We start from the raw sequence: 6,624 nt of genomic DNA, 5'->3' as shown, positions 1-6,624 counted from the left end.
ATAGCGCGCAAGGTAAGTGTATTCCCACACAAATTATCTTTGGTAGGAGCCGATTTACTCGGCGAACTTTTTATAGCGCGCAAGGTAAGTGTATTCCCACACAAATTATCTTTGGTAGGAGCCGATTTACTCGGCGAGCTTTTTAATAGCGCGCAAGGTAAGTGTATTCCCACACAAATTATCTTTGGTAGGAGCCGATTTACTCGGCGAACTTTTTATAGCGCGCAAGATAGACAAGTTCCCACACAAATTATCTTTGGTAGGAGCCGATTTACTCGGCGAGCTTTTTTATAGCGCGCAAGGTAGACAAGTTCCCACACAAATTATCTTTGGTAGGAGCCGATTTACTCGGCGAGCTTTTTAATAGCGCGCAAGGTAGGCAAGTTCCCACACAAATTCGCTTTGGTAGGAGCCGATTTACTCGGCGAGCTTTTTAATAGCGCGCAAGGTAAGTGTATTCCCACACAAATTATCTTTGGTAGGAGCCGATTTACTCGGCGAGCTTTTTAATAGCGCGCAAGGTAAACTTGCTCCCGCAAATAAGCGCTGGGTATTACCCCTTTAAAATGGCTTGTAGCTGCGCAAGTGACTTTACGGTATAGGTTGGCTTGATATGATCAGGACAAACTTTACCTTCGTGTTGCAGCCAACAGCTATCAATTCCAAAGCGGTTTGCACCTAAAATGTCACTCGCAGGCGTGTCACCAACCATTAAGACCTTAGATTTGTCAGGGTTACCTAGTAACGCTAGGGTGTGTTCAAAAATACTAGGATCTGGTTTGGCCTTACCCACCAGCTCAGAGATCACCACTTCAGAAAAACGATCTACAAGACCTGTATGTTCTAAGCGTTTTTGCTGAAGTGCGGCAAAGCCGTTGGTAATGATAGCCAAAGTGCACTGACCCTTAAGACTGTCAAGCAAGGCGCGAGCACCTGACAGTGGCTGGCAAATCTCTGCCATCGCCGCTAAAAAACCAGCATTGAGGGTTTCAGGTGTCACATTAAGCTTTGTTGCCCAGCGTTTAAAACGAGTAACTTGTAATGTTTTAGCGTCAATTTCACCATTTTGATATTTTACCCAAAGTGGTGCGTTGAGGCTGTTATATTCCTCATAGTCTGCATCACTAAACACAACATCATAATGTGCAAATAGTTTTTGCAACCCGAGTTTGGCATTAAAACTAAACAAGGTTTCATCGGCGTCAAATAGAATATGGCTGTAGTGCGACATTATGGATACATCTCAGGGTGGTTAAACGGTGCCATGGCAAGCAATAACGCTTGAGTATAGCTACTTTCTCTGGTGGCGAGGTGATTGGTCAGCAGTCCAATCGCACCACCTTGTTGTTTTATATTAGTAGTGTTGAATAGGTCGTCCATCACATGCCCGAGTTCTTCACCTTGTTCAAGGCGTGCGTAGACCGATGCCGGTAGCGGCAGGTTGCAGCTGCGACCAATACTAGTACGAGTGTTATTCGCGATGACAACAAAAGCGAATGTCGCAGCGCCATACTCAAATTTGGCCGCGCCTCCTTCCATTGCACAATAAAAATCAGCTTGGTGATGCTGTTTAAGGTAAGTAACTCGGTTTTCCGCGCCTTCTCGTGTGGCCTGCTCACCTAAAGGTTGGTCAGCAACAAGGCTGGGGGCTGATATGCCCTGACAATCGATTTTGGCGTTGGGAAAGTACAGTGTAAAGATAGCCTTTGCAGCGTTGATTTTGACTGGGTTTTTAGACCCTACTAAAACGGTAAGCACGTCCATATTACAACTACTCGTAATGCCCTAAAAGACGTCAGTGTAAAGTGTGATATGGCGTGATGCAAGGAAGCTATTATTTCTTATCAAAAGATAAGCCAGGTTAAATCGGTAAATCGACAGGTGCCATATTTTCGAGGGCACGTTTTTTTACTAGCAACTCTTTAATCAGCGGAGTTAACACCAATTCCATCGCTAACCCCATTTTCCCTCCCGGTACTACGAGGGTATTGACACGCGACATGAAGCTGCCTTCAATCATTTGTAAATAGTAGGGAAAATTGACATCTTCGATACCACGAAAGCGAATAACCACAAAGCTTTCGTCCAACGACGGGATGTCTTTAGCACTAAAAGGGTTTGAAGTATCTACAGTGGGTACGCGTTGGAAATTAATATGGGTGCGAGAAAACTGTGGGGTGATATGGTTAATGTAATCATCCATTGAGCGCACGATTGAAGTCATAACCGCTTCTTTGGAGTGGCCGCGCTCATTGGTGTCACGAATAAGCTTTTGGATCCATTCAAGGTTGATGATAGGCACCATACCAATTAATAAATCTACATTACTAGCGACATCATATTCCGGTGTTACAACGCCACCATGTAATCCTTCATAAAACAGCATATCGGTATTGTGCTCTAACTCTTGGTAAGGCGTGAAGGTGCCCGGTAGTTGGTTAAATGGCACTGCATCGTCAAATGTGTGAAGATAACGGCGTACTTTTCCATTCCCCGTTTCACCATAGCTTTTAAATAGCTTTTCTAGTGCTCCAAAATCGTTCGCTTCCTCACCAAAATAGCTAATGTGTTTACCTTCTTGTAGCGCTTCGCGACGCAATTTATCCATTTCAGGGCGAGTGAAACGATGAAAGCTATCGCCTTCCACGTATGCGGCCTTGGTATTTAGACTGCGGAATATGTGCTTTATCGCGCTTGTCGTCGTTGTAGTCCCTGCGCCTGAGCTACCAGTAATAGCGATAATAGGGTGTTTGTCTGACATTATTTTGCCTTAGCTTTCATCACCAGTTAATTCGATGTTACGCGAAGCAAAGTTTTTGGCAAGCTTTGCTTGAAGGCGAGTGTTGGGTATCATAGAGCAGCGATATAACGACAACGAAAAATCAAAGGAACATCCATGCTCACTTCTATGCGTGTGAAGCTCGCGGTTGGCTTATTTGCCTTGGCATCTTGTTTACCGGCTTATTCTTCTATGCCCAAAAGCCAAATTTGGCTAGCTGAATTAGCTGAGCACTTTAGCGCAAAGCCAATTACTGACAATTCAGCGTATTTTAATCAGCCACTGGTAACCGACTCTGGAGTCTACTATACGGCAGAGGTAAGTACTGATGGTAAGAGCCAAACAGATCTGTTTTTCTATGACTTTCAAAGTAAACACACAACGAACCTGACACAATCCCTGGTCTCTGAATATTCACCCACACTTCACCCAAGTGGCGCAGGGTTAACGGCGATCGTGGTCGAAGCATCAGGCAAACAAAGGTTGTGGTTCTATCCGTTTGATGATGCCCAGAAGCCAAGTCGAGTTTTTGAGCATATTGAGCCTGTGGGGTATCACGCTTGGGGTGATAACCAAGACCTAATCATGTTTATTTTAGGTGCCACTGAAAGCGCTCCACATACCCTACAATACACTGATATAAACGGCCATCTGCCACAAATTCTAGCTGAAGATATTGGTCGGAGCTTATCTTACAACCGTGTTCGAGATGTGTTTGCTTTTACCTATCAAGTTAATAGCTTAACGTGGTTCGCAACCTACCACAAACAAAGCGACCATATTCAGCGATATTTTGCACTACCAAGTCAGGTTCAGGACTATACTTGGTTAGACGATAATAAAGTGGCCTATGCACTGGATAATAAAATCTTTTATCGTGATTTAAATTCCCCTAAAAAAGTACATTTATTCAGAAATCTAAGAAGTTACTGTAAGACCTCAATTTCTCGTTTAAGTTTTTTTAACAACAAACTGGCATTTGTCTGCCACAGTGAAGACTGATCACAACAAATATAGGAATAGATATGACGATTCTCGTAACAGGTGGAGCAGGTTATATTGGCTCTCACACTGTATTGGAGCTGCTTCAGCAAGGAAAAAAGGTAGTAGTTGTTGATAATCTTAGTAATTCTCAGCAGACTTCATTAGATAGAGTTTCAGAGATAGTAGGAAAGGAAGCCGCATTCCATCAAGGTGATATTCTTGACAAGGCATTTCTCGATAGCGTGTTTGCGCAATATGAGATTGAGGAAGTGATCCACTTTGCTGGCTTAAAGGCGGTAGGCGAGTCGGTACAAAAGCCTATTGAGTATTATCAAAATAACGTGCAAGGGACGCTAACACTGCTTGATGCCATGCGTGATGCTAATGTCTTTAAGCTTGTTTTTAGCTCATCTGCCACGGTGTATGGCGACCCTGCGAGCCTTCCTATTCGTGAAGACTTCCCTGTTGGCGGTACCACCAACCCTTACGGTACATCAAAGCTAATGGTTGAAATGGTGCTACAGGATGTCGCAAAGTCAGACCCTCGTTGGGCCTTTGCTATTTTGCGCTACTTTAACCCAGTAGGTGCGCATGAATCAGGGTTAATTGGTGAAGATCCAAATGGTATTCCCAACAACTTACTCCCTTACATCTCACAAGTTGCAGTTGGTAAGCTGGCGAGTTTAGGTGTGTTCGGTAATGATTACGACACCATAGATGGTACAGGTGTGAGAGATTACATCCACGTGGTTGATCTCGCTATTGGTCACTTAAAAGCGCTTGAAAAAATTGCAGTAGCAGCAGGTGCGCATATCTATAATTTGGGAACGGGTAATGGCTACTCGGTACTAGAGATGGTTACCGCGTTTGAAAAAGCAGCGGGCAAAGCCATTCCATACGAAATTAAACCGCGTCGCGACGGTGACATTGCCGCTTGTTACGCCGCGCCTGAAAAAGCCAATTCAGAACTAGGCTGGCAAGCCAAGCGTGGGCTTGATGCAATGATGGAAGATACCTGGCGTTGGCAAAGCAATAATCCAAACGGGTATAAATAACCTAAGCTTGGGATAACAACTTGTTTTCTGGCAGCTGTTATCCCTTACTACTGCGTTAAATTTGCTTGCAATAGACCTGCTATTGACGCACAAATTTGCCTTGTATTAAGAAATAACTTCTGGCTAGAGTGAGCTGACAGCTTTTGCGTTTAGTTATTTTAGTTAATTTACTGACTACTTACCCCAAGTTCAGGTTAAATAACCTAAACCTCTGTCGCTTCTCTTCGCCTTTGCTTTTTAGAGCAAAGGCGAAGCTTCGAACGTCATCGCTACATCAATCTTAGTTTCATAAAACTGTCATACCGATGTCACCTAAACTCGCTTAAATATTCTGGTATAGACCAGTTTAGAGGCAAGTTATGAACAACGATTATTTACTCCTGACGCCAGGGCCACTTAGTACCTCTCGCAGTGTGAAAGAAGCCATGTTGCAAGACTGGTGCACTTGGGATGATGACTACAATCAAGGTGTGGTTCAGGTTATTCGCAGGCAGCTTTGTGAGATTGCGGTTGCGGATCCACAGTATCGTAATGACTACAGCACTACCTTAATGCAGGGTAGTGGAACAGCAAGTGTTGAAGCGGCTATTGGAACTTTTATTCCTAAGTCTGGCACTTTATTGGTTATTAATAATGGTGCCTATGGCGCGCGCATTATTGAGATAGCTAACTATCTAAATATTAATGTGGTAGCGCTCGACTTTGTTGAAACCGAGTTGCCACAACTTGAGCAGATCTCACAAGCGCTTGAGCAATACCCTGAGATCACCCATGTGGCAATGGTACACTGCGAAACCACGACGGGGATGCTGAATCCGGCTAAGCGCGTAGCTGAGCTTGCGAAACATCACAACAAAATCATGATCTTGGATGCCATGAGTAGTTTTGGTGGTGTTGAGATGGATATGCACGAGTGGCAAATTGATATTCTCATTAGCTCAGCAAATAAGTGTATTCAAGGTGTCCCAGGTTTTGGCTTTGTGATCGCAAAAACAGCGCTTTTGGTTGCCTGTGAAGGACAAGCACGTTCACTCTCGTTGGATCTTCACGCTCAGTGGAAAACCATGGAAAACCACCATGGTAAATGGCGTTTTACCTCGCCAACGCATGTTGTCAGAGCGTTTGCCAAAGCCCTAGAAGAATTGGCGCAAGAGGGAGGCATTTCTGCGCGATTTAAGCGTTACAGCGAAAATCAAAAACAACTCGTTAGCGGCATGAAAGCTCTTGGTTTTGAAGCCTTGTTACCAGAAGCCATGCACTCACCTATTATCACTTCTTTTTATTCACCAAGTGAAGAAAGTTATGAATTTAAGCGCTTTTATGAAGCATTGAAGCAAAAAGGATATGTGATTTACCCCGGTAAAGTATCAAATGCGGACTGCTTTCGAATTGGTAATATTGGCGAAGTATATGCCGCAGACATTAGCGGACTACTAGAAGCTATCGCACAAGCAAAATACTGGTAAACCATCAGAGTAGGAGCCGCTTTACGCAGCGATGGGTATTGCTGAAGCTATATACTGGTAAGCCGTTAGGGTAGGAGACGCTTTACGCGGCGATGGGTTAAGGGGGTTACACCCCTTTAGCAAAATAAATGAATAGCGAATCTTCAATTGTGTTAACGATGGCCTAATCTGAGCTGTCACTTTCCCATAAAATGATTCTGCACTCATTAAAGCATGAGGCTAACTAAGAAAAATCACGTTTTACCAAATCACAAGTTATCGCAGTGCTAACAGAAGCTGGAAAGTCTCAGGTGTATGTAATAAACACTGCGTAAGCAATGGTACGTATTCCACCACTAAC

The 6,624-nt window shown here is 43.9% G+C and carries 6 protein-coding genes; 3 read left to right on the top strand and 3 right to left on the bottom strand.

Annotation, left to right across the window (positions count from 1 at the left end; all coding sequences use genetic code 11):
* Positions 1-553: 553 nt before the first annotated feature.
* The 3 genes from yjjG to HUZ36_RS20925 all read right to left on the bottom strand — a co-directional run bounded on the left by yjjG (position 554) and on the right by HUZ36_RS20925 (position 2,761).
* Positions 554-1,231: a pyrimidine 5'-nucleotidase gene (gene yjjG, locus HUZ36_RS20935; RefSeq protein WP_176033885.1), complete on the bottom strand. Its 678-nt coding sequence runs from the start codon at positions 1,229-1,231 to the stop codon at positions 554-556.
* Entirely contained in the window at positions 1,231-1,764 is a 534-nt protein-coding gene (gene yjjX / locus HUZ36_RS20930; protein WP_128731118.1) for an inosine/xanthosine triphosphatase, read from the bottom strand. Before yjjX ends, yjjG begins: the two co-directional genes overlap by 1 nt.
* 97 nt (positions 1,765-1,861) lie before the next feature.
* Positions 1,862-2,761, bottom strand: a complete 900-nt coding sequence (locus tag HUZ36_RS20925) for a phosphoribulokinase (RefSeq protein WP_125251035.1) — start codon at positions 2,759-2,761, stop codon at positions 1,862-1,864.
* A 135-nt stretch (positions 2,762-2,896) separates the two neighbouring features.
* On the opposite strand from HUZ36_RS20925, the gene HUZ36_RS20920 reads away from it, so the two are divergent.
* The 3 genes from HUZ36_RS20920 (at position 2,897) to phnW (ending at position 6,284) form a co-directional block, all read left to right on the top strand.
* The gene (locus HUZ36_RS20920) at positions 2,897-3,781 is read left to right on the top strand and encodes a hypothetical protein (protein ID WP_176033884.1); all 885 of its coding nucleotides are present in this window, start codon (positions 2,897-2,899) and stop codon (positions 3,779-3,781) included.
* 23 nt (positions 3,782-3,804) lie between these two features.
* Entirely contained in the window at positions 3,805-4,818 is a 1,014-nt protein-coding gene (gene galE, locus HUZ36_RS20915) for a UDP-glucose 4-epimerase GalE (RefSeq protein WP_147389033.1), read from the top strand.
* A gap of 359 nt (positions 4,819-5,177) precedes the next feature.
* A complete protein-coding gene (gene phnW / locus HUZ36_RS20910; RefSeq protein ID WP_147389034.1) occupies positions 5,178-6,284 on the top strand; it encodes a 2-aminoethylphosphonate--pyruvate transaminase in 1,107 nt (368 codons plus the stop codon).
* Positions 6,285-6,624: the final 340 nt, after the last annotated feature.

Source organism: Pseudoalteromonas sp. McH1-7, from assembly GCF_013366255.1.
GTDB lineage: Bacteria > Pseudomonadota > Gammaproteobacteria > Enterobacterales > Alteromonadaceae > Pseudoalteromonas > Pseudoalteromonas peptidolytica.
This window is presented reverse-complemented; position numbering and strand designations above follow the sequence as displayed.